The 22360-nt window shown below is 32.5% G+C and carries 19 protein-coding genes; 13 read left to right on the plus strand and 6 right to left on the minus strand.

Annotated elements, in window-relative coordinates:
• Positions 1–72: 72 nt before the first annotated feature.
• The 4 genes from FDY99_RS19245 (at position 73) to FDY99_RS19260 (ending at position 6754) form a co-directional block, all read left to right on the plus strand.
• Positions 73–1383, plus strand: a complete 1311-nt coding sequence (locus tag FDY99_RS19245; RefSeq protein WP_139423330.1) for a TolC family protein — start codon at positions 73–75, stop codon at positions 1381–1383.
• 289 nt (positions 1384–1672) lie between these two features.
• Positions 1673–2782, plus strand: coding sequence for an HlyD family secretion protein (locus FDY99_RS19250; protein ID WP_139423331.1), 1110 nt, complete (start codon positions 1673–1675; stop codon positions 2780–2782).
• A 105-nt stretch (positions 2783–2887) separates the two neighbouring features.
• Positions 2888–4480, plus strand: coding sequence for an MFS transporter (locus tag FDY99_RS19255; protein WP_139423332.1), 1593 nt, complete (start codon positions 2888–2890; stop codon positions 4478–4480).
• A 390-nt stretch (positions 4481–4870) separates the two neighbouring features.
• Positions 4871–6754: a PEP/pyruvate-binding domain-containing protein gene (locus FDY99_RS19260; protein ID WP_139423333.1), complete on the plus strand. Its 1884-nt coding sequence runs from the start codon at positions 4871–4873 to the stop codon at positions 6752–6754.
• A gap of 148 nt (positions 6755–6902) precedes the next feature.
• Here the strand turns inward: FDY99_RS19260 and FDY99_RS19265 are convergent, their stop codons facing one another.
• The 4 genes from FDY99_RS19265 to FDY99_RS19280 all read right to left on the minus strand — a co-directional run bounded on the left by FDY99_RS19265 (position 6903) and on the right by FDY99_RS19280 (position 10924).
• Positions 6903–7460, minus strand: coding sequence for a DUF4956 domain-containing protein (locus FDY99_RS19265; RefSeq protein WP_162304190.1), 558 nt, complete (start codon positions 7458–7460; stop codon positions 6903–6905).
• A gap of 251 nt (positions 7461–7711) precedes the next feature.
• Positions 7712–9166: a sigma 54-interacting transcriptional regulator gene (locus FDY99_RS19270; RefSeq protein ID WP_139423335.1), complete on the minus strand. Its 1455-nt coding sequence runs from the start codon at positions 9164–9166 to the stop codon at positions 7712–7714.
• A 159-nt stretch (positions 9167–9325) separates the two neighbouring features.
• Positions 9326–10468 (minus strand): vWA domain-containing protein, encoded by a 1143-nt coding sequence (locus FDY99_RS19275; RefSeq protein WP_139423336.1) that lies wholly within the window; start codon positions 10466–10468, stop codon positions 9326–9328.
• A 102-nt stretch (positions 10469–10570) separates the two neighbouring features.
• Positions 10571–10924 carry a hypothetical protein gene (locus FDY99_RS19280; protein ID WP_139423337.1) on the minus strand — a complete coding sequence of 118 codons (354 nt, stop codon included), beginning with the start codon at positions 10922–10924 and terminating at the stop codon, positions 10571–10573.
• A gap of 239 nt (positions 10925–11163) precedes the next feature.
• On the opposite strand from FDY99_RS19280, the gene FDY99_RS19285 reads away from it, so the two are divergent.
• The 9 genes from FDY99_RS19285 (at position 11164) to FDY99_RS19325 (ending at position 19839) form a co-directional block, all read left to right on the plus strand.
• Positions 11164–11868, plus strand: coding sequence for a class I SAM-dependent methyltransferase (locus tag FDY99_RS19285; protein WP_139423338.1), 705 nt, complete (start codon positions 11164–11166; stop codon positions 11866–11868).
• Between the two features lie 217 nt (positions 11869–12085).
• A complete protein-coding gene (locus tag FDY99_RS19290; RefSeq protein WP_139423339.1) occupies positions 12086–12637 on the plus strand; it encodes a ferritin in 552 nt (183 codons plus the stop codon).
• A gap of 99 nt (positions 12638–12736) precedes the next feature.
• Positions 12737–13243 carry an AAA family ATPase gene (locus FDY99_RS19295; protein ID WP_139423340.1) on the plus strand — a complete coding sequence of 169 codons (507 nt, stop codon included), beginning with the start codon at positions 12737–12739 and terminating at the stop codon, positions 13241–13243.
• Between the two features lie 66 nt (positions 13244–13309).
• Positions 13310–14188: an IS982 family transposase gene (locus FDY99_RS19300; protein WP_063969482.1), complete on the plus strand. Its 879-nt coding sequence runs from the start codon at positions 13310–13312 to the stop codon at positions 14186–14188.
• Between the two features lie 77 nt (positions 14189–14265).
• A complete protein-coding gene (locus FDY99_RS19305; protein WP_228448957.1) occupies positions 14266–15681 on the plus strand; it encodes an ATP-dependent nuclease in 1416 nt (471 codons plus the stop codon).
• Between the two features lie 99 nt (positions 15682–15780).
• Positions 15781–16872, plus strand: coding sequence for a redox-regulated ATPase YchF (gene ychF, locus FDY99_RS19310; protein WP_074229237.1), 1092 nt, complete (start codon positions 15781–15783; stop codon positions 16870–16872).
• A gap of 91 nt (positions 16873–16963) precedes the next feature.
• Positions 16964–18007 carry a hypothetical protein gene (locus tag FDY99_RS19315; protein WP_228448861.1) on the plus strand — a complete coding sequence of 348 codons (1044 nt, stop codon included), beginning with the start codon at positions 16964–16966 and terminating at the stop codon, positions 18005–18007.
• Between the two features lie 44 nt (positions 18008–18051).
• Positions 18052–18990: a helix-turn-helix domain-containing protein gene (locus FDY99_RS19320; RefSeq protein ID WP_139423343.1), complete on the plus strand. Its 939-nt coding sequence runs from the start codon at positions 18052–18054 to the stop codon at positions 18988–18990.
• 84 nt (positions 18991–19074) lie between these two features.
• Positions 19075–19839, plus strand: coding sequence for an SDR family NAD(P)-dependent oxidoreductase (locus FDY99_RS19325; protein ID WP_139423344.1), 765 nt, complete (start codon positions 19075–19077; stop codon positions 19837–19839).
• Positions 19840–20146: 307 nt separating this feature from the next.
• On the opposite strand, the gene FDY99_RS19330 is transcribed toward FDY99_RS19325, so the two are convergent.
• Both FDY99_RS19330 and FDY99_RS19335 read right to left on the minus strand, forming a co-directional pair.
• Positions 20147–21295, minus strand: coding sequence for a methionine aminotransferase (locus tag FDY99_RS19330; protein WP_139423345.1), 1149 nt, complete (start codon positions 21293–21295; stop codon positions 20147–20149).
• Positions 21296–21387: 92 nt separating this feature from the next.
• Entirely contained in the window at positions 21388–22152 is a 765-nt protein-coding gene (locus FDY99_RS19335; protein ID WP_139421414.1) for an IS5 family transposase, read from the minus strand.
• Between the last annotated feature and the right edge of the window lie 208 nt (positions 22153–22360).

The raw sequence follows: 22360 nt of genomic DNA on the forward strand, positions 1-22360 counted from the left end.
TCTTTTTCCAAAATTCAAACATTTGTTTGAATCTATGCTTCACCTAACTTTGCATCTGTAAAGCAAGGTAAAATGGTAAAAAACATAAAAACAGCTCTATCAGTTTTGATAGGTCTTTTTCCTGCGCTGTTTTTTTCACAAGAAATAAAACAGATGACAGTGGATGAAGTTGCCCAATTGGCAATTCAAAATCATCAGCAACTTAAAGTTTCAGCTCAGAATATCGATATTGCCAAACAGCAGAAAGATATTACAAAACTTCAGAAGCTTCCTACGATTACAGCTTCAACAAGCCAATTCTATTTGGGAAATGTAATTGCAATTGATAAAGATTTTTCCAACTCAACTACGATTACGATGCCGCATTACGGAAGTTCGTATGGTGTTCAGGCGACTCAACTCATTTTCAAAGGAGGTTTGGTAAATAAATCTATCGAGTTGGCAGGACTTCGTGAACAGCTTTCAGAATTAGATTTTGAAAGTAGAAAACAGGATATCAAGTTTTTGGTAATTTCTAATTATTTAGACATTTATAAAATTTTAAATCAGGAAATTGTCATTCAAAACAATAAAAAACTGGCTCAGGAAAGGCTGAAAAACATTCAGAAATTTTATCAGCAGGGAATGGTTACCAGAAATGAAGTAATTCGTGGTGAATTGGCGATTAAAAATTTAGACCAAGGAATGTTAACCTTAGTCAACAACAGAAAAATCCTTAATTATAATCTGAATATCGCTTTAGGATTAAATTCCGAAACTCAGATTATTCCTGTAGAAAATTTAGGAAATAAAGAAACCGGCATCGGGATGGATTATTATCTGAATTTGGCTCACAACAGCAATCCGCAAATGAAATCTGCACAAACCAATATTGCTGTTGCCGATAAAAATATAGAAGTTATTAAAACTGATAAAATGCCGACACTTTCAGGTTTTGGAGGATATACTTTGCAAAGACCAATTACGACAAGAAATCCTGTATTGGATATGTATTCGAGCGGTTGGCAAGGTGGTGTTTCTTTGAGTTACAACATTGATAATTTATATAAAACCAAAGAAAGAGTGAAGCTTGGTGAACTACAGAAAAACCAAGCAAATGATGCGATGACTTTGGTGCAACAGAATCTTGATATGACAGTGAATGCAGCGTACACAAAATATCAGGAAGCGATTCAGCAAACTGCAATTCTGAATGATGCTAAAAGTTTAGCTGAAGAAAACTACAAAATCACAGAAGCTAAATATCTTAATCAATTGGCTGTGCAAGCTGAGATGATTGATGCACAACTTCAGAAATTACAGTCAGAATTAGATTTGGCAAATTCGGAAATCAATGTCTTATATCAATATTATAATCTGTTGAAATCAACAGGAACGCTTTAGCAATTTTTAATTATAGAAAAATTTAAACGCAAAGTTTTAAGATTCATGAAAATAAATAAAGTGGACAAAGATGAATCAACAAGTTGATTTTATAAAGCTACTGCATAAACTTTGCGAAGCAAATTTATTTGCCTTTGCAGACTTAAAATCTCATGTCTCAGAATAAAATCTTTGCGTTTAAAAAATCAAAACAGAAATCTTTTTTAAGTGAAACAGCTTTGTGAAAATTAAAAAACATTTAATAATAAAAACTCTGAGAACTTCGTGTTCAAAAACACACATCAAAACAATGGAAAACAAGGAACAAAACACTCAAGATACACAACCTGCGGTTTCAAGCGCAGAAGCTAAGAAAAAGCAAAATAAAAAGAATAAAGCAAGAGCTATCCTTTCAAATATCATCGTTTTTCTGGTGATTGGTTTGGGCTTATTCTGGCTTATTCGTCAATATTTTCACATTGGTGATAAAACGTATACCGAAGCTGCTCAAGTAGAGGAATTTATTAACCCAATCAATACAAGAGTTTCGGCTTATATCAAAGAAATAAAATTTATCGAACATCAACAGGTTAAAAAAGGAGATACTTTGGTAATCTTGGATGAAAGAGAAATCCTTACACAGCTTGGTCAGGCTGAAGCGGCTTATCAAAATGCTTTAGCACAAAAATCGGCAACAAGTTCATCGGTAAATACAGTCTCTAACAACGTAAGTGTTATGGAATCTAATATTGCCGGAGCAAAAGCCAGACTTTGGAATGCCGAACAGAATTTAAACCGATACAAAAATCTTTTAGCTTCTGAAGCAGTTACAAAACAACAATTTGACCAGGTGAAAACAGAATATGATGCCCAAAAAGCAGCGTATGAAACCTTGGTTAATCAGAAGCAGACGGCCAATCTTTCTACAACTGAAGTAAAAAGCAAATTAGGAATTAACGATGCAGAAATTAAAAGAACAAAATCTGCATTGGAAATGGCTAAAATCAATCTTTCATATACTGTAATTACCGCACCTTATGACGGAGTGATGGGAAGAAGGTTGATTGCTGAAGGACAACTGATTCAACCAGGACAACAAGTTGGAACCATCGTATTAAACAACCACAAATGGGTAACTGCCAACTTCTTGGAAAACCAAATGCCGAATATTAAAATGGGACAAAAAATGATGATGACCGCCGATGCTTTGGGCGGAAAAGAGTTTGAAGGAACAGTAACTGCGGTTTCTGCAGCAACAGGTTCGAAATATTCTAGTGTTCCGACAGATAATTCTACGGGTAACTTCATTAAAGTTCAACAAAGAATTCCTGTAAGAATCGAGTTTACACCATCAAATAAAAAAGAAGATGTCGCTAAACTGAGCGCAGGAATGAATATGAATGTTTCTATTTTCAAGTAAAAAGTAAAAAGAACCAAGTAAAAAGTATAAAAATAATTAAAATCTTAAGTGGTTCAATAACTTGACTCTTTTACCTTTTTACTTGGCTCTTAATAAATAAAAAAAATGTACAACAAAGGTCTTTTCAGCGATTGGGTTCCAAAGCTTGTTCAGCTGTTAATTATAGTTTTATTGCTTACTGTTGTGATGCCTTTAGGAGGTGTTTATGCAGGAAATATAAGCTTTATGGTGAGCGGAACCGGCCAGCTTACCGAGTATTTTATGTGGGCAAATTATGCCACAACTATCGGAATGGGAGCTTGTATGCCGGTTGTTCTCAGATTTAAAATGAGATATAAAGTGCGTGATAAAGTGGTGCTTTTATTGGTGCTTTTAGGATTGTTAAGTTATATCAACGGTTCTACAATGCAGCCTTCAATTATCATTGCAAGTGCTTTGGTTATTGGTTTTTTAAAAATGATGATTACCATCGAACTTTTTCTTCCGTTGATGGTCATCATGGGCGGAAGAGGGATTTTCTACGGAGTATTTTATACATTCGTTTTAACGCTGACTCAGATTTCGAGTTACTATGCAGTTGAAATTTCAATGCTTTATAATTGGCAACAGTTTTTCATCATCGCATCGCTCCAGTGTTTTGTGATGGCTTTAATTTGCTGGATTTTTATGCACAATAAATATTTTGCTTTAAAAGTTCCGTTGCATTATATCGATTGGCTGAGTATTCTGTTATTTGTTTCTACTTTTATGTTTTCGGCATATGTTTTTTCATTTGGAAAGCAACAGGATTGGCTGAATTCTACAAGAATTATCAATGCAAGTATTGCAGCATTTATAAGTTTTGCTTTGTTGGCAATTCGTCAGATGACTTTGAAAAGACCTTATTTATCTTTTAAAATTTTCTCTCGAAGCAATGTTCAAAACGGATTGTTTTTACTGTTTTGTTTAGGAATGTTTTTAGGAACTGCTTCCATTCAAAATATTTTTTCAGTCGGAGTTTTAGGATATGATCAATTGACCAATGCTAAACTGAATTTAATGATGATCCCTGGATTAATTCTTGCCGGAATTGTCGCTGTTTATTGGTTTAAAAAAGAAAAGCCTCTCAAAATGTTCATCTTTTCAGGATTTTCTGCGATGATAGGGTATACCATTATCATGTACTTTTCAATGGTGTTGGAATTCAATTATGAAAATTGGTATTTACCGATGTTTCTGAAAGGTTTTGGGATGGGTTCGCTCTTTATTTCAGTGTGGTATTATACTTTAGATAAGTTGGAACTCGATGATATGTTGGCTGCCATCGGATTGGTTTTGGTTTGGCGTACATTTCTTGCGGTAGGATTTTTCTCAGCTTTATTTTCGTGGTTTCAATATCAGTTTCAGATTGAGAGTTTGGGCAATTTGGCGGTTTATTTAGATGGAATGACGCTTACTTCACAAAATCTTTCGGCCAATTTAAAAAGCATTCAGCTCAATGCAATTCTTTCAGCTAACAAGAAAATTTTCGGTTACATCATTGTTGCAGGTTTCGGAATTTTACTGTTTGTTTTAACCCATCATTTCGGGGAAGAAAAATTCAAATATCCAAGATTCATAAGACTTATCAATGGGAAATCTGTCATTGCAAGAAGAAGACTTCGAGAACGCAGAAAATTATTAGAAGAAATAAAAGATGCGGCAGGACCGGTCATCTAAAGATACCTTGTTTTTACTTGTGAAGTCTCGTTTTATTTTCAAAACGGGACTTTGCTTTTGGAGAATAATCACCATCAAAAATAAGTAGAATTATTACTTATTAATCATTATCCATTACTCCTGTTTTCTGTAGCTTTTTCCCGCTATCCACTATATCTTTTGTTCCGCTTCGCTCCACAAAAGGATGCCGTTTTTATCGGGGCTAGAAGGTAGAAGTATATCAAAATAATTCCCTGTTTTTTTAAAAAAGATACTCTAAAACCACCCCGTCTTCTCCCTTCGGTCGAATCCACCCCTCCAAAGGAGGGGAATTCAAAATGTTACCAAATTTATTACTATTTGTCACATTCAGGATATTTTCTACATTTGTGAGGTAATCTTCACAAAGACATGAAAAATATTTTATTATTCTTATTTCTCACTTTCTCACTTTTATCGTATTCGCAGGATAATTATGTGCATTCTATAACCAAGAAACAACAGTTTCTCAATCTTTCCGGAAAACCGCTTACAGATAAGTTTACCAATATGAAATCTGTAAAAGTGGTTTATGATTACGGTGCGAAAAAATTATACTTCTTTAACAGTATAAGATATACCTATCATTATGATTTCTGTTCACAGGTTTTGGGATATAGTCAGGAAATAGGAGAGTTTAACAAAGAATCTTACAATCCGACCAACAAGAGAACCTATCTTCTTGCGAATATCAATTATTTGGAAGATTCTGATGATTGGGTGATGGAACTGGCTGCTTCAGACGAGATGAATGCAGGTTTGATCAATTTCTTTTTTAATGAAGTCAATAAAAATGTGTTTTTCAAAGATAAGTTGAAGTTTTATCTGAATTCTCCGCATGTAATCGGCTTACATTCAAAAAAAGCATTAAAAATTCCAACGGTTTTCTCAGATTTTATTTTTAAAAGAATTACAGAACAGTCGATTGAGAATGCTTCTAATGTCGGAATTTTGAAAAAATATGATTTGCAGAAAAAACAAGATTTCAATCCTAAATCTGATGAAATTATCATCATTAATACAACTCCGGAATTTATTCCAACCGTACGTGGAATTATTATTACCGAGCTTCAAACTCCTTTAAGTCACTTGGTTTTACTGGCGAAAAATAGAAATATTCCGGTGTATGTTGATACAAAAGTTTGGGATAAACAGTCTGTTAATAATCTTTTAGGTAAGAAAGTGGAGTTGATAACCAAAGAAAATTCATATTCATTAAAAGCTTCACAAAAACCAATTCCAGCTAAAAAAGCAGTGAAAGAAATTATTCTGAAGAAAGATCTTTCGGTTACCAATTTGGTCGATTTAGAAACAACAACGCCTTTAAATATTGTCAATTCTATCGGTTCAAAAGCTACAAATCTTGGACTTTTAAAGCAGATTCAAAAAGAATTAAAGTCGTATAAAACTCCGGAATACGCTTTTGCAATTCCATTTTATTACTTTGATCAGCATATTAAGGATAATCATTTTCAGGATAAAATCAATGCATTGTACGCAATTCCGAAAGATTCTGTAAAATTGTTGGAAAAAGAACTAAAAGCATTCAGAAAAACGGTAAAAAACTCAAAAGTGAATCCTGAACTTTTGAAGAAAATTGAAGAAAAGCTCAATGCACAAAGTGATTTTAAAAACTTCAGATTCCGTTCTTCAACCAATGCCGAAGATATGGAAGGCTTCAACGGAGCCGGTTTGTACGATTCTAAAACCGCAATCATCGGAGATTCTGAAAAAACTGTTGAAAAAGCTATTCTGGATGTATGGTCAAGTTTCTGGAATTTCCGTGCGTTTCAGGAACGCGATTTGTTTGGGATCGATCATGAAAGCTGTGCAATGGGAGTTTTGGTACACCGTTCTTTTCCAGACGAAAAAGCCAACGGAGTTTTGGTAACAAGAAATTTGTACCGTGATCAATATGCAGGAATTACCGTAAATGTTCAATTAGGTGAAGAGTCTGTAGTAAAACCTGAGCCAGGTGTAACTTGCGATGAATTTTACTGTCACAATTTCAATTATTTAGGTTCTTTTGTAGTAGATTATCGTTCTACATCTAGCTTAAACAACGGGAAACCGATCCTTACTGAAACAGAAATTAAAAAGTTATTTGATACTTCTCCTGTGTTAGAACGAAAACTATATCTTCTTTGGCAGAAACGGAAAATGGCCAAGAGAAGCTATCCTTTAGATATTGAATTCAAGTATTTAGGGGATGAAAAGCAATTGTACATTAAGCAGGCAAGAGCTTATATGGATTGAGTTTTCTCTCGCAGATTGAGCTAATTTTACAGATCATTAAATTAAAATTCTGCTCAATTTCCTAAATCTGCGAGAAATTTAATTCTGCTATTTTTCAAAAAGAATGTCATTTCGACGTAGGAGAAATCTAAAAAGATTAATGTAATTATTAATGAGAAACCTTTAAAATAACAATATTATCATTCAGATTAATGGTTTTAATATTGTAACTAAAATTTTTCAGTTTGGTTTTTTCGGTTAAAACTCTTTTGCGTTCCGCTTCTTCCAATTGAAGAAAATCTAATGAGGAAATAACTTCAATCGAATTTTTTTCAGAAACGATAGGTGATTTTTTTTCGAAATAATTTAAGATCAAATAAATTACAACAATCGAAATGTTGATACCTAAAAGAATTTCAAGATTTTTAATTGGTAAAAGCCCGTCTAAAAGGGAAAGAGTGATGGAAACAAATAGGAAAACGATGGTCTGAATGGTAAAAGTTTCCGTTCTGAAACGCAGAATTGAGAAAATAGCAAAAAGACCAAAACCCACTCCGAGGCTATATTCCGCTTTGGTGAAAACCAGACACATAAAAAATGTACAAACGCTAATTAATCCCAAAAGAGGATGCAGTCTGATGTTACGGTTTCTGTTTGAAAAATAATAAAGAGTAAAGATCGATATACAAAGTATCGCTAAACGTTCAAAAAGTTCCTGTAGTTCCAAAATTGTGCTTTAATTTCTGACAAATATACAATTTAGAATGAATGGTTTTTAGAAAAAATAAAATTCGTCAGTTCGAGTATTTTTCAGTAGCAAAGAGAAGGAAAAATATATCGAGAACTTTTTATGATGCCTGTTCTCGATACAAAATTCTTTCAGAATTTCTACTTGAACTGACGTGTACCTAAAAACAAAAAAGGAAGCATAAATCTCAAGACTTACGCTTCCTCTATTTCATTATTATTGTTTTAAGACTAATTTCTGAACAATTGTCTTACATCTGCAGAATCAAAAGTATAAGTTGCACTGTTTTCAGACTTATCTAATTTTTTACTAATTGTCAGAGCCCATAAAACCAATTCTTTACAAAAGTTTTTGTCTTCCTGACTCCATTCTGAAGCATTTTCTTCAACAACGGTTGTCAAGGGTGCAATGCTGTTGAGTTTATTATAAAATTCTTCGTCGGTATCGGTATAATTTAATTCCAAATGATTTTTGTTGAACCATTTAATCAAATCGGTGTACGGAGTTTTGATGCCTTCTTTTTCCAATTTTGAAATACGTGGAAAAATACTTTCAAACTGAATCATAACCGCTTTGTCAATCAGAATTTTTGCAACATAATCTGCGCCTTCCTGTTCGCCTTCGTAAACCAATTCAATCTTTCCGGTAATTGATGGAATAATCGACATGAAATCAAGCAGACGAACAGTCGTTTTTTCAGCTCCGGTTTCTATCAAACGTAATTTTGCTGCAGCTACCAAGTTTTCCATCGCACTGATCGTCAAACGGGCACTTACGCCACTTTTTGCATCAACATATTCGCTGTCACGGGCTGCAAAAGCAACTTCTTCCAATAGATTTTTTGCCAGCTCAGGAATCTGAATCTGTGATTTATCTTCGGCAGAAACCTGAGCTTCCTGTTCGGTAATCTGTTTAGCAAGCGCAATAGTTTTTGGATAATGCGTAAAAATCTGCGATCCGATTCTGTCTTTCAATGGCGTTACAATACTTCCTCGATTGGTATAATCTTCCGGATTTGCTGTAAACACAAACTGAATATCTAAAGGCATTCTCAACTGAAATCCACGAATCTGAATATCACCTTCCTGCAAAATATTAAACAAAGAAACCTGAATTCTAGCCTGTAAATCGGGCAATTCATTTAAAACGAAAATCGAGCGGTTTGCTCTCGGGATCATTCCATAATGTAAAACACGCTCGTCGGAATAGGGTAGCTTTAAAGTTGCTGCTTTAATAGGGTCGATGTCGCCAATTAAATCGGCAACATTTACATCCGGAGTTGCAAGTTTTTCAAAAAATCTTTCTGAACGGTGAACCCACGAAATTGGAGTTTCATCACCCAACTCAGCAATTAAATCTCTCGCAAATTTTGAAATAGGATTGAAAGGGTTGTCATTAATTTCAGAACCTTTTATAATCGGCATATATTCATCTAAAAGATTGACCATGCTTCTTGCGATTCTGGTTTTTGCCTGTCCTCGTAAACCTAATAAATTGATATGATGTCCCGCCAAGATCGCCTTTTTCAATTGCGGAACTACAGAATCTTCATAGCCCCAAAGTCCTTCAAAAACGGGTTCTTTTGCTTTAATTTTTGCAATTAAATTCGCCTGAATTTCTTGACTAATCGTTTTATCGGTATATCCTGATTTTTTTAATTCTTTGAATGTTGTATCGTTTTTCATTTTTTGTAATGATGTTGTTATTAATGGTTGGGTGTTGGGTGATTGAAGCTCGAGGTTAAACTAATTAAGAAATCAAACAATGACTTTACTATAAAAATTTGCCAAATATTGATTTGTAAACTTTATAGACACCCAACATCCAGCTTCCATCATCCAGCTTTATATTCTCTTAATCCTATTCTTCTCGTAATCCTCAAAAATCATTTGTCCTAAACCTGAAAGTCCTGTAAGAAAAGCTTTTCCTTTATTTTGAGCGGTAAAAGCATTCACAAACTGACGGAGATAAGGATCTTGGGCAATCATAAAAGTTGTAATTGAGATTTTCAATTTTCTGGCTTGTGCAGCTTTATTGAGACATTCTGTTACAATTTTCTGATCAAGCCCTACACTGTTCATGTAATATTCACCAGTTGGAAGTTTCAGGCAACTCGGTTTTCCGTCGGTAATCATGAAAATCTGCTTGTTGGTATTTCTTTTTCTGCGAAGAATATCCATTGCCAATTCTAATCCTGCAACGGTATTGGTGTGATACGGGCCGACCTGCAAATAGGGAAGGTCTTTGATTTTTATCGGCCAAGCTTCGTTTCCAAAAACAATAATATCGATGGAATCTTTGGGGTATTTTCTTTTGATCAGTTCTACCAAAGCCATCGCAACTTTTTTGGCAGGTGTAATCCTGTCTTCACCGTATAAAATCATCGAGTGACTGATATCGATCATCAAAACCGTACTCATTTGAGCTTTATGTTTGGTTTCTTCTACGATGAGGTCGTCTTCGGTCATTCGCAAATCTGAAATTCCATTGTTAATTTGTGCATTTTTCAAGCTTTCAGTCATATTCACTGTAGAAAGATCGTCGCCATATTGGAAGTTTCGGTTTTCGCCATCTCGTTCGTCGCCAACTCCAGATTTATTGGTTCTGTGATTTCCAATTCCGCTTTTTTTAAGCTTTCCAAAAATTTGATCTAAAGCATATTCTCGTAAAGCGGCTTCGAGTTTGGCTGTAAGAATATTTTTACCTTTTCCGGTTCCAGAATTTCCATCTTCGGAATTGTCTTCTTTTTTAATGTAACCTCGCTTTCTGAGGTCTTCTTCAAAATCTTCAAGCGTATATTCGTCGGTAAAAATATCGTATTCTTTATCGAGCATATCGAGCCATTCAAAAGCTTCCTCAATATCTCCTGAAGTGTGGGTCAACAGATCTTTGAACACATCAAAAACCCGGTCAAAATGCGAAATATCTTCCGGAATATGTTTGCTGAATGTAAATCCTTGTTGAAAATTTAAATGTTTATCTGTCATGAGATGAATCTCGTTTTTAGAAAAGACAAGTTAGGGAAATATTGTAAGAAGAGTGAGAGTTGGAAAATAGAATTTTTTTATGATGTTGATTTGAAAATACATTTAATAACAGTCAAATTCGTAATCTGTCTTAAACTTTTCGCCTTTTTCAGTTTTCCCTGCACATATTTTATTCAAAAAATTTATAACATGATTTTGAAAATTATCTGTAGGATAATCGGTCTGATAACAGGTTTTATCACCTCCTCTTTGTATAACTAATTTGATTGTGGGAGTTTCTGTAATAGAACCCTCATTGTAATATTTATAACTAGGCTCAGATATTTTCTGTATTTTTTTATTTAAATTATGAAAAGTAGCATCATCTAATTTTCCTTTAAAATATCCCATTTTTGCTGAATCTAATTCATAACCGTAAATTGAAAAGTCATCTTTAAATACTTCTTCAGCAAACAATTGGAAAGTTTTATATAAGTAGGGCAAGTTCCGAAACAGCTTGTTGTTTTGTATATAATTTTGTCAAATTTTGGGTTTTCCTGAGTGCACCCTATAATGGAAAATAGAATAACAATTAATAAGATGTTTTTCATCAAGTAGAGTTTTTAAAATAATAAAATTAAGAAATTAATCTGTGATCATTTTTTTAATAAAATTCTATTCTTCTAAATCTTATCTTTGCACCCACAATTACCACTATGAAAGACTTAATGGGACGTGCAATCTGGGATTATTTTCACAATGAAAATCCTGAAGATTTGCAAACTGAAACTTCAATTTCCGAACTCGATGAGCTTCCGGTAGAATATCTTTTCAGAGATTTTAAAGGAATGAATAAAATTGAAAAGAAAGCTTTAAAACTAGCTGACGGAAAAGTTTTAGATATCGGAGCTGGAGCAGGTTCACATTCGTTGTATCTTCAAAATGAAAGAAATTTAGAAGTTACTGCTTTAGATATTTCGCCAAAATCAATTGAGGTTTGTCAATCAAGAGGAATTCAGAAAGCGGTTGCTCAGAATATGCTTGAATTTTCGGGAGAAACTTTCGACACGATTCTTCTATTAATGAATGGAACCGGAATTTTTCAAAGTTTGAAAGTAATTGATATTTATCTTAAAAAACTTCATTCTTTATTAAATAAAAACGGACAGATCCTTATTGACAGTACAGATATTTTATACATGTTCGATGCCGATGAAGACGGCGGAGTTTATATTCCTGCAGAAGGATATTATGGTGAATTGGATTATATCGTTCATTACAAAGGAGAGTCTGAAGATCCTATCAAATGGCTGTATCTTGATTTTAATACCTTGAAAAATGCGACAGAAAATAACGGTTTTAAAATAGAAAAAGTTATTCAGGATGAAGATTCTTATCTGGCAAAACTGACGAAGAAGTAATTTGATTTTTTTAAATTATAAGTCTTTATCTTTACAATAAATTGAAAGTCAATTCTGATGAGGTTTTGACTTTTTATTTTAGATTAAATCCAAATTGTATTTTTAATCAATTGATTTGTAGTTGATTGTGTTGTTGTCTTTGTCGAAAATAAAGGAAGGAACTTTCCACGGAATCATTTTTGTATTTATAACTATAATCACACTAAAATATACAATTATGAATACCAACAGACTTTCACCTACGCTGGAAAAAGCATTGAGTGACCAGATGAATAAAGAAATTCACGCTTCACACACATTTTTATCGTACGGAATTTGGGCAGATGACAAAGGTTATCAGGGAATTGCCAATTTTTTGTACCGTCATGCTCAGGAAGAGAGAAATCATTCCATAAAATTTATGGAGTACGTTTTAAACAGAGGGGGAAAACCAAAAGTGGATGCTATTCCTGCTCCACCTGCAGATCCGGAAACTTTATCGGCTTGTTTCGATGGCGTTTTTCAACATGAAGTAGACAATACAACCTCCATTTACAGGCTTGTAGATTTGGCTTTGGAAGAAAAAGACTGGGCAACATGGAATTTTATGCAGTGGTTTGTTCAGGAACAGATCGAAGAAGAAACTTTAGCTTCCAATTTAATAGATAAACTTAAAATTGCAGGTGGCGACAGAGCTACAGACGAATCATTATTCAACTTAGACAGTGCAATGGCATCTGCTCCAAATGATGTTCCGCTGGCTCAGGAAGCTACAGGGAATAATCCATAAACGTAAATTCTCAAAAAAAATATTTCTGAAAATCCGTCAAATTATTGGCGGATTTTTTTTGTGATTTACTTTTGGTATTTTTGAAAAAAACTAAGAATTATGAGTGAAAAATTTGATATTATATTTTCTAACAAAATTGATTTTGAAAGTTATTTTAATGAAAACGATTCTGCACTTCATCGCTTGCAAGATTTATCTAATATTAATATTTTGATTGGTGCTAATAATAGTGGAAAGAGTAGATTTATAAGAAACTTATTAAAAACACCAAATCTTATGTGGCAAAACCGGAGAAGTTTAATAAAAGCCATAGATAGCTTTAATTTTTATATTAAACAGAATAAATTTGGAGGTTTTAATTATAGTCGTAATGTAGAATTTTTACCATATGAGAATTTTGAACAACAAATTTTATTTGAAGAAATATTATATGAAGAAGAGCAAACTGAAATCTTAAAGAAAGTTAACTATAATTTAAAAATATTAAATTTTTTAACGAAAGAAAAAAGTAGGTTAAGATCGTCATATTTTGGTGAAAATTTTACAACATTAAAAGAAATTGATGAAAAAAAGATTAATCTAACCTGTTGTGCATTTAGGAATTAAACAATAAAAGATTGTTCATTTGGTTCAAAAACCGTATATTTATTTGACTACCAATCATTTAAATACATGAACAATCTTATTCAAAACTACAAAATTATTTTAGAAGAATTGATAAATACTTGCAGTCATATTAAGACTAAACCTCAGATCAGAGTTCCAAAACTTTCTGATTTAGAACTTGTAGCTTTAAATATTACAGCAGAATATATGTCGATAAACTCTGAATTACAACTGTTTAGATACATTTCAAAAACAGAATTAGAACAAAAAATAGAAAGAAGCGTTTATAACAGAAGAAAGCGAAAATTGTTTTTCTACTTAGAAGAAATACGCAGAGTTTTGAGTGCAAAGTTTTCTGATTTTACAAACGTTTTTATTGTTGATTCAACACCATTGGAGATATGTAAAATAAGTAGGGCAAATCGCAGTGGAATTTGTTCCACAGAAAATATTCGTCCGGAATTTGGATATTGTGCTGCACAAAAAACACGATATTTCGGCTATAAATTACATGCTGTCTGCGACAAAAACGGTGTTTTTCATTCCTTCGATTTTTCTCCGGCAAACGTTCATGACATAAATTATCTGAAGGATATAAAAGAAAACTTCAAAAACTGTTTACTGATAGGCGACAGAGGATATATTAGCGAAAAATTAAGGGTTGATCTGTTCAATTACTCAAACATTAAACTTTCTGTTCCAATGAGAAAAAATCAACATGAATTTGTATCGTTTTCGAAAGTAAAATCTAAAATTAGAAAACGGATTGAAACAGCTATATCACAACTGAGCGGACAATTTTTACTACACATCAATTTAGCAAAAACTTTTGAAGGGTTGGCAACCAGAATTACCTCTAAAATCACTTCTTTTACAATGATACAATATCTTAATTTCTTTATATTTAAAAGAAGTTTAAACAAAATAAAAATTAATTTATCCTAAATGCACAACAGGTTAATCTATTATTAACGGAAATTGCGAGTAAAGCAAATCAAAATTTTTCAGAAGGATATAACAAAATTTTCTTACCAACTTTAAGAACAGCTCATTCTCTATTTGAAAGTAAGGGTGGTGACAATTATTCAAAAATTTCAAAAGACATATTTAAACAAACAATTTCTCATACTCATAAATTAAAATCGGATGAAAATTTTGAGATTTTTACAGGTTTAGATTTATATTATCAAATTGTAAATATCAGAAACGATGTAAAGGAAAAAAGAGAATCTTTTGAAAAATTTGAAGAATTTCTTTCCGAGAACTTTTTTCAAAATAAAAAAATCGAAATCGTTGCTAAATTTAATATTTATCATAAACATGATGGCAAAGACGATTCTGAAATAATCAATGTTTATATTGATGGAGAAAGTAAAGATTTGCATGAATTGGGCGATGGAATTCAGGCATTATTTATTTTAATGTATAAAATCTATACTTGTGAGAATGAGAGTTTGATTTTCATTGATGAACCTGAAATTAATCTTCATCCCGGAATGCAGCGATTGTTCTTAGAACAGATTACGACCAATAAATTTCTTAAAGAAAAGAACTTAACTTATTTTATTTCTACACATTCCAATCACTTTTTAGATCTTACCATTGAAAAAGATGATATTTCTATTTTTCTTTTTAATAAAGTAAATAAGGATAAATTCGTTGTTAAGAATGTTAATCATGGAGATAATTCAGCTCTTCAATATTTAGGGGTGACCAATTCTTCAGTATTTCTAGCTAACTGCTCGATTTGGGTTGAAGGAATTTCAGATCGAAATTATTTAAAAGCTTTCTTAAAAGCATATTGTAAGAATATTGGAAAAACTTATCCTAAAGAAGATATAGAGTTTGCTTTCATCGAATATGCGGGAAGTAACATTGATCACTATAATTTTGATGAAGATGAATTAAAAGAAAAAATTAATGCTTTTTCAATCAACAATAAGATATTTTTGATTTCTGACTACGATGGTGAGTATAAAAATAATAAGCATCAAGTTTATGAGGAAATTACAAAAGAGAATGAAAATTTTTACTATCAAACTACCAAAGATTATAAAGAAATAGAAAATGTTTTACCATTTAAAGTGTGGGCTAAAACCCTCATTTATTTCTGTGATAAAAGAAAACTAAAAATTGAAGATGAAAAAGAAAGAATTCAAAATGAAATTTTAGAATCTTTAAAAAGTAAAAAAGAGAGTACATATAAAGAATCGTACATCGGGAAATTACTAAATGAAATTAAAACTGATATTCCAGAGCTAAATAAAATTTGGGATAAAGCTGAAGGTACTTTAATGAATAAAGCAGAAGTAAGCTACAAGGTTCTGGAATTAACGGAAAAAGAAGAAGTTACTTGGGAAGACTTTAAAGACAATGATAAAATTGTTTCTATTACAACAGAAATATTTGATTTTATTCAAAAATTCAATTATAAATAAATCATTTTCAAATCCACCGTAAAATCACTATATTTGCACGCTGAAAGTGAAAGGTAATATCGCCTTAAACTTTAAACCTTAAACTTTGAATCTAACGTTATGAAATGTGGAATCGTAGGCTTACCAAATGTAGGTAAATCAACTCTTTTTAACTGCTTAAGCAATGCTAAAGCGCAGTCTGCCAATTATCCATTCTGTACTATCGAACCGAACTTAGGAACGGTTTCTGTACCGGATCAGAGATTATTTGAGCTTGAAAAACTGGTAAACCCTGAAAGAGTTTTGCCTGCTGTTGTAGAGATCGTAGATATTGCTGGTCTTGTAAAAGGAGCGAGTAAAGGAGAAGGTTTAGGAAACCAGTTCTTGGCAAACATTCGTGAGTGTGAAGCGATTATTCATGTTTTAAGATGTTTTGATAACGGAAATATTATTCATGTTGAAGGTTCTGTAGATCCTTTAAGAGATAAAGAAATTATCGATATCGAGCTTCAGTTAAAAGATATGGAAACAGTTGGTAAAGCTGTTGACAAAGCGAAGAAGTTTATTAAATCTGGTAAGAAAGAAGATTTATTGACATACGAGACACTTCAAAATCTTCAGAAACATCTTGAAGATGGTAGAAATGCAAGAGAATTTGCGATGGATGATTTTGCAAAATCAATCATTGGTGAAGTTCAGCTTTTGACTAATAAGCCGGTTCTTTACGTTTGTAATGTGGATGAAAATTCAATCAAAAACGGAAACGAGTGGATTGCAAAAATTGATGAAATGGCTAAAAGCGAAGGTGCTGAAACAGTAGTTTTAGCAGCTCAGATCGAAGCTGATATTAATGAACTTGAAACTTTCGAAGAAAGAGAAATTTTCTTGGAAGAATTAGGTCTTACAGAACCTGGAGTAAACCGTTTAATCAGAAAAGCTTACGATTTATTAAAGCTTCAGACGTATTTTACAGCAGGTGTAAAAGAAGTAAGAGCTTGGACAATCGGACAAGGTTGGACTGCTCCTCAAGCTGCAGGAGTAATTCACACAGATTTCGAAAAAGGTTTCATCCGTGCGGAAGTAATCAGATACAATGATTATGTAACGTATGGCTCTGAGGCAAAAGTAAAAGAAGCTGGAAAGCTTTCTGTAGAAGGTAAAGAATACATCGTTCAGGACGGTGATGTAATGCACTTCAGATTTAATGTTTAAAAATATTAAAAGTTAGTTATATAGTATTTTAAAATACGCTTCCATGAATTTGGGAGCGTTTTTTTATTATTTTTAAAGAAAATTAATAATCTTGAAATATCTAGTCTTTTTACTGTTCGTTTTTTCATGTTCTAAAAATGAAGAACAGACCAATTGTTTTAATGATAAATCTGAAACACTGAATCCTGAAGAGAAAATACCGCAAACTGTTACAGGCATTCTTGCTCACAAACCTGAATATCTTCAAATTGTTGATTTAAAAAACTTTAGAACATTTAAAGAAGACAGTATCTATGAACATGACTTTAGGATACAGGCTTCTGAAATTCAAAAATATAATAAAGATTTCGGCATTTTTGATTATAAATTTGAACGTCAGTTTATATGCTTTGCAAAACAGGAAGTTGGGGATACTTTGTATTCTTTGGCAAAAAATGATGCAGGTTATTGGCTGCTGAAAATTCAAAACCGTATTCCTTATGCGTATTTTCTGGGTCTAAGTTTTAATCAGTATTACATCAATATTATTCAGGAAAAGCCAATTATTCAGGATGGATTTCTGCAAATGGAGGGAAGTTTTGCTGAAAAAATCAAGAAACATTATTCTTCGGCAATTGAAGACGGAAAGTTGTTTAAAATAAAATTAGAAGATTTAATAAAAGATACCGATAAGGATGGCTATAATGATATTTTTGAGCGTAGTTTTGGCTTAAATCCAAATAATAAAGATTCGGATGGCGATGGATTAAATGATCTAGATGATATGAATCCTTTGTATAAATCTGAGAAAAATAAATTTTCAGAACTTTATCAGCGTGCTCTTCCGATTCCTTTTTCAGAAAGAAATTATAAAAAGCTGTATTACACAATCAATTTTTATAACAGCGACTGTAATTATTTTCATCAGGTTGATCCGTATATCAGAACGATATTTGTTTCTGAAGACCAGAAGAAAAAGACCGATTACCTTTCTGTTACTGACGTAATTAAGAATAAGATTATTAAAATTACCAAAAGCGATAAAAATCCAAATCTTTTCTATGTTTATGAAGAAACAAAAAGCGGAACATTAAGTTATTGTAAAGAGTTTAAAGGTGGAAAATGGGAATCTATAAATGCAGGAGAATGTCTGTAGAATTATAAGTTCTTCCTATATTTGAATTATACAAATTCCGAATCATGGAAAAATTAGCTCATGCTTCTCTGGAAGATTTTTATCTTGAAATGACCAAAGGGTTGGGAAAAGATATGGAAAGTATCTTTCCAAAAGGTCTTCACAAAGATATTGGCCATTTTAATGTGTTTGATATTGCGCAGACGATTGCCAATGTCAAAAAGACTTCCGAAATGCCCTACAACAGGAGGAAATATTATAAAATAAGTTTAATAAGAGGGAAAAACAGAGCGGAATATGCAGATAAAGTGATCTCCATAAAAAAGAATGCTTTGCTTTTTGCAACCCCGAAAGTTCCTTATCATTATGTACCTGAAGATGAGAATCAGTCTGGGAATTTCTGTGTTTTTACTGCGGATTTTTTCACTAAAAATTCTTCGAAAAATATTCTTGAAGATTTGCCTTTATTTCAACCTGGTACCATTCCTGTTTTTGAAATTGATGACGAACTAGCCGATGAAATTGATTTGCTTTTCGGAAAAATTAAAAAAGAAATCGATTCTGATTATGAATTTAAATATGATTTAATCCGAAATTATGTTTCAGAACTGATTCATTACGGGCAAAAATTACAGCCTGCAGAAAAAGTCCACAATACTCATAATGCTTCATTGAGAGTGGTTTCATTGTTTATGGAATTATTAGAAAGACAGTTTCCTGTTGAATCTCAGAATCAAAGAATTCAACTGAGAGTTGCGAATGATTTTGCTGAAAGACTATCAATTCACGTTTATTATTTAAATAAAAATTTAAAAGAAAATACAGGTAAAACCACCACCGAATTTATCGCAGACCGGATTATTCAGGAAGCTAAGATTCTTTTAAAACAAACCAACTGGAATGTCTCTGAAATTTCTTACGCTTTAGGTTTTGAAGAGGTGGCTCACTTCTCCAATTTTTTCAAACGTAAAACTTCATTGGCACCAATGGAATTTCGGTCTTGATTTGAATTTTGCAAATTTCAGATTGATTGGAGTAAACAAATTCGTTTGAAATTGACTCAACTTTGTACCATCAAAAAATCAAATATGAATAACAGAACAAAAATTGCCCTAGTAACAGGAGGAAGTAGAGGTTTAGGTAAAAACTCAGCTTTAAAAATCGCAGAAAAAGGATTGGATGTAATTATTACTTACAATTCAAATAAAGAAGAAGCGGATAAAACCGTAGCAGAAATTCAGGCTTTAGGAAGAAAAGCAATTGCATATCAACTGAATACAAAAGATGTGAGATCATTCGATGAATTTGTTAAAAAAGTAGGTGATCATTTAGAAGAAAATACGGGAAGCCGAAATATTGATTTTCTTATTAATAATGCCGGAACGGCTTTATATTCGCCGATTGCAGATGTTACAGAAGAGCAGTTGGATGATATGGTAAATATTCATTTTAAAGGAGTTTTCTTCCTGACTCAGAAATTTTTACCATTTATGAATGATAACGGTGGAATTATCAATCTTTCTTCAGGTTTGGCGAGATTTGCAATGCCTGGTTCGTCGGTTTACGGTTCTATGAAAGCAGCAGTTGACCAATTAAGCAAATACATGGCGAAAGAATTAGGCGCAAGAAAAATTAAAGTCAATGCTGTTGCACCGGGAGCGATCGAAACCGATTTTGGTGGCGGAAGAACAAGAGATGATGAACATGTAAACGCTATGGTTGCTGGTAATACGGCTTTAGGAAGAGCTGGTTTGCCGGATGATATCGGTGGAGTAGTAGCTTTTTTATGCACCGATGATGCAGGTTGGATTACCGCACAAAGAATTGAAGTTTCCGGCGGAATGTTTTTCTAAAAATAAATTTTATTTCTCTCGCAGTTTTTTTTATCGCGTAATCAGCTCAATCTGCGAGAGATTTTTATTTAAAGCATTCTCCAATTTTCTGTATTACCAAAAATGACTTAGGAAATGGAGGCGTTAAGAAAATAAAATTTATGAACGTTAAGAAAATTCTTCTGTTCGAAGCGCGACGAAAATTCGAAAGTAAAACAATTGAGAATCGCGCAAGTTTAGAATTTTTAGAGAATAAAATTTATTTTTAGCCGACAGTTCCAGTCTTGAATTTTTGTTTCTTTTGTTTCAAGACAAAAGAAAAATTACTTTAAATTTTCGCTAAATTTTCAATCGCCCTTTCTAAGGTTTCATTCTTCTTTGCAAAACATAATCTAATCACATTTTCATTCAGTTTATCTTTATAAAAAGCCGAAAACGGAATACTTGCCACTTTATGGTTGATCGTTAATTCTGTAGCGAAATCAAAATCATTTTTATCTGAAATTTTGTCGTATTTCAAAGCCTGAAAATAAGTTCCTTCACAATCGAGAAGTTCAAATGAAGTTTGTACTAAACCCTGTCTCAGAAAATCTCTTTTTTCCTGAAAAAACTGATTAAGTTGATTATAATGTTCGTCATTTTTCATGTATTCCGCCAACGCCATTTGAAGTGGAGTATTCACACAAAAAACATTGAACTGATGTACCTTTCTGAATTCATCCGTCAAAGCTTTCGGAGCAGCACAATATCCAATTTTCCAGCCTGTGATATGGAATAATTTTCCGAAAGAGGCAACTAAAATACTTCTTTCTTTTAGTTCAGGATATTTGCAAATGCTTAAGTGTTTGTTTCCATCAAACACGATGTTTTCATACACTTCATCACTCAAAATTAAAATATTAGTGTCTTGTACAATTTTGATTAATTCCTGAATGTCATTTTCTTTTAAAATCTTTCCTGAAGGATTATTCGGATTATTCAGAATAATCATTTTTGTTTTTTCTGAAACTAAATTTTTCACAACCTTCCAATCGATTTCATAATCCGGAGCTTTCATTTGAAAACGTTTTACAATTCCTCCGAAAAGCTCTATGGTCGGTTCGTAACAGTCATAAGCGGGTTCAAAAATAATCACTTCATCATTTTTCTGAATGAAAGTGGCAATCGCAGTGAAAATTGCCTGAGTTCCGCCTGCTGTAATCGTAATTTCAGTTTCGGGATGGTAAATCGCTTGATGACTGTTCTCAATTTTTCTTGCAATTTCCTCTTTTAAACCCATAATTCCCCCTAAAGGAGCGTATTGATTAAACCCTTTTTTAATGAAATCATTTGCTAAATTCAGTAATTCTGAATCTGTTTCAAAATCGGGAAAACCTTGTGAAAGGTTAATTGCCTGATGTTGATTGGCGAGTTGAGACATTTGGGTAAATATGGTGGTTCCTACGTTAGGAAGTTTCGAAGAAGGAAGTTGTATCATTTAAAAATTCTTTATGAATCTAAATTAGGGGAAATTTTCAAATATTCTAAAGTAAATTTCAAGAAATATGTTGTTGTAATATTAGAGCCTGTTTAAATTTTATTCAATAAATTTTTTATAGTGGATAATTTTACCATATTTTCAGAATTTTCCATTAGTAATTCGTAATTCCTGCATAATCTCCTGTCGTTATCAAACCAGGAAAATGTCCGTTCAATAATCCATCTTTTAGAAAAGGGCTTAAAATCTGTTTTCTTTTCATCATTTCTCATCACCACATTGATTAGATAAGCAAACTTATTTTTCACCTGTTCTATGATTTCTCCTCTGTAACCTCCATCAGCAAGAATAATCTTCACAGGACTTAAGAAATATGCCAAAGTTCTCATGAGAAAATCAACAGCTTTACTGTCATGAACATTGGCTACAGTAACCATTATTGCTAATAAAAATCCGTTTTTATCAACCACCACATGTCTTTTAATTCCTTTTACTTTTTTATTCCCGTCAAAACCATTTAATGAGCGGTTGTTTCCCCATCTTACACTCTGACTGTCCATTATGCCTAAACTCGGTTCTCTTTTTTGATTTCTTTTCAACCTGACTTTTTCCCGTAATTTCGAAAGAAGCAGATCAAAATCCTCTGCATTTGCCCATTTGCTGTAATAGTAATAGACCAATTCCCATTTCGGAAAATCATTGGGTAACATCCTCCATTGGCAACCGGTTTTCACCAAATACATTATGGCGTTCCAAATGGTTCTTAAACCATATTTTCGCTTTCTGTCATTGAGGTTCAAAGTCTTTTTTATAAATTGCCACTGATTGTCAGAAATGTTTGTTGAGTAATTTTTCACTGTAATTTAATTGATTAGTAACCAACAAGTTACGGAAAATAAACAACATAAACAACTGACAATCAGTTTTTTTTATAAGATTATTTTATAAAATAAACGCCATACGAATTTTTCTAATTTAATTTTTAAACAGGCTCTAAAATTTAACTAAAAATATTAATAAATAGAAACCGAAAAATTCGGATATTTTTGTCCGTTTTTGTACTTT

It is taken from the genome of Chryseobacterium mulctrae (genome assembly GCF_006175945.1).
In the GTDB taxonomy this organism is placed as follows: Bacteria; Bacteroidota; Bacteroidia; order Flavobacteriales; family Weeksellaceae; genus Chryseobacterium; species Chryseobacterium mulctrae.

What these genes read in the sequence shown, in the direction of transcription:
- FDY99_RS19255 (WP_139423332.1), top strand. Translation starts at nt 2,888, where the DNA reads ATGTACAACAAAGGTCTTTTCAGCGATTGGGTTCCAAAGCTTGTTCAG.
- FDY99_RS19325 (WP_139423344.1), top strand. Translation starts at nt 19,075, where the DNA reads ATGAATAACAGAACAAAAATTGCCCTAGTAACAGGAGGAAGTAGAGGT.
- FDY99_RS19260 (WP_139423333.1), top strand. Translation starts at nt 4,871, where the DNA reads ATGAAAAATATTTTATTATTCTTATTTCTCACTTTCTCACTTTTATCG.
- FDY99_RS19330 (WP_139423345.1), bottom strand. Translation starts at nt 21,295, where the DNA reads ATGATACAACTTCCTTCTTCGAAACTTCCTAACGTAGGAACCACCATA.
- FDY99_RS19245 (WP_139423330.1), top strand. Translation starts at nt 73, where the DNA reads ATGGTAAAAAACATAAAAACAGCTCTATCAGTTTTGATAGGTCTTTTT.
- FDY99_RS19250 (WP_139423331.1), top strand. Translation starts at nt 1,673, where the DNA reads ATGGAAAACAAGGAACAAAACACTCAAGATACACAACCTGCGGTTTCA.
- FDY99_RS19320 (WP_139423343.1), top strand. Translation starts at nt 18,052, where the DNA reads ATGGAAAAATTAGCTCATGCTTCTCTGGAAGATTTTTATCTTGAAATG.
- FDY99_RS19300 (WP_063969482.1), top strand. Translation starts at nt 13,310, where the DNA reads ATGAACAATCTTATTCAAAACTACAAAATTATTTTAGAAGAATTGATA.
- ychF (WP_074229237.1), top strand. Translation starts at nt 15,781, where the DNA reads ATGAAATGTGGAATCGTAGGCTTACCAAATGTAGGTAAATCAACTCTT.
- FDY99_RS19285 (WP_139423338.1), top strand. Translation starts at nt 11,164, where the DNA reads ATGAAAGACTTAATGGGACGTGCAATCTGGGATTATTTTCACAATGAA.
- FDY99_RS19275 (WP_139423336.1), bottom strand. Translation starts at nt 10,468, where the DNA reads ATGACAGATAAACATTTAAATTTTCAACAAGGATTTACATTCAGCAAA.
- FDY99_RS19290 (WP_139423339.1), top strand. Translation starts at nt 12,086, where the DNA reads ATGAATACCAACAGACTTTCACCTACGCTGGAAAAAGCATTGAGTGAC.
- FDY99_RS19295 (WP_139423340.1), top strand. Translation starts at nt 12,737, where the DNA reads ATGAGTGAAAAATTTGATATTATATTTTCTAACAAAATTGATTTTGAA.
- FDY99_RS19270 (WP_139423335.1), bottom strand. Translation starts at nt 9,166, where the DNA reads ATGAAAAACGATACAACATTCAAAGAATTAAAAAAATCAGGATATACC.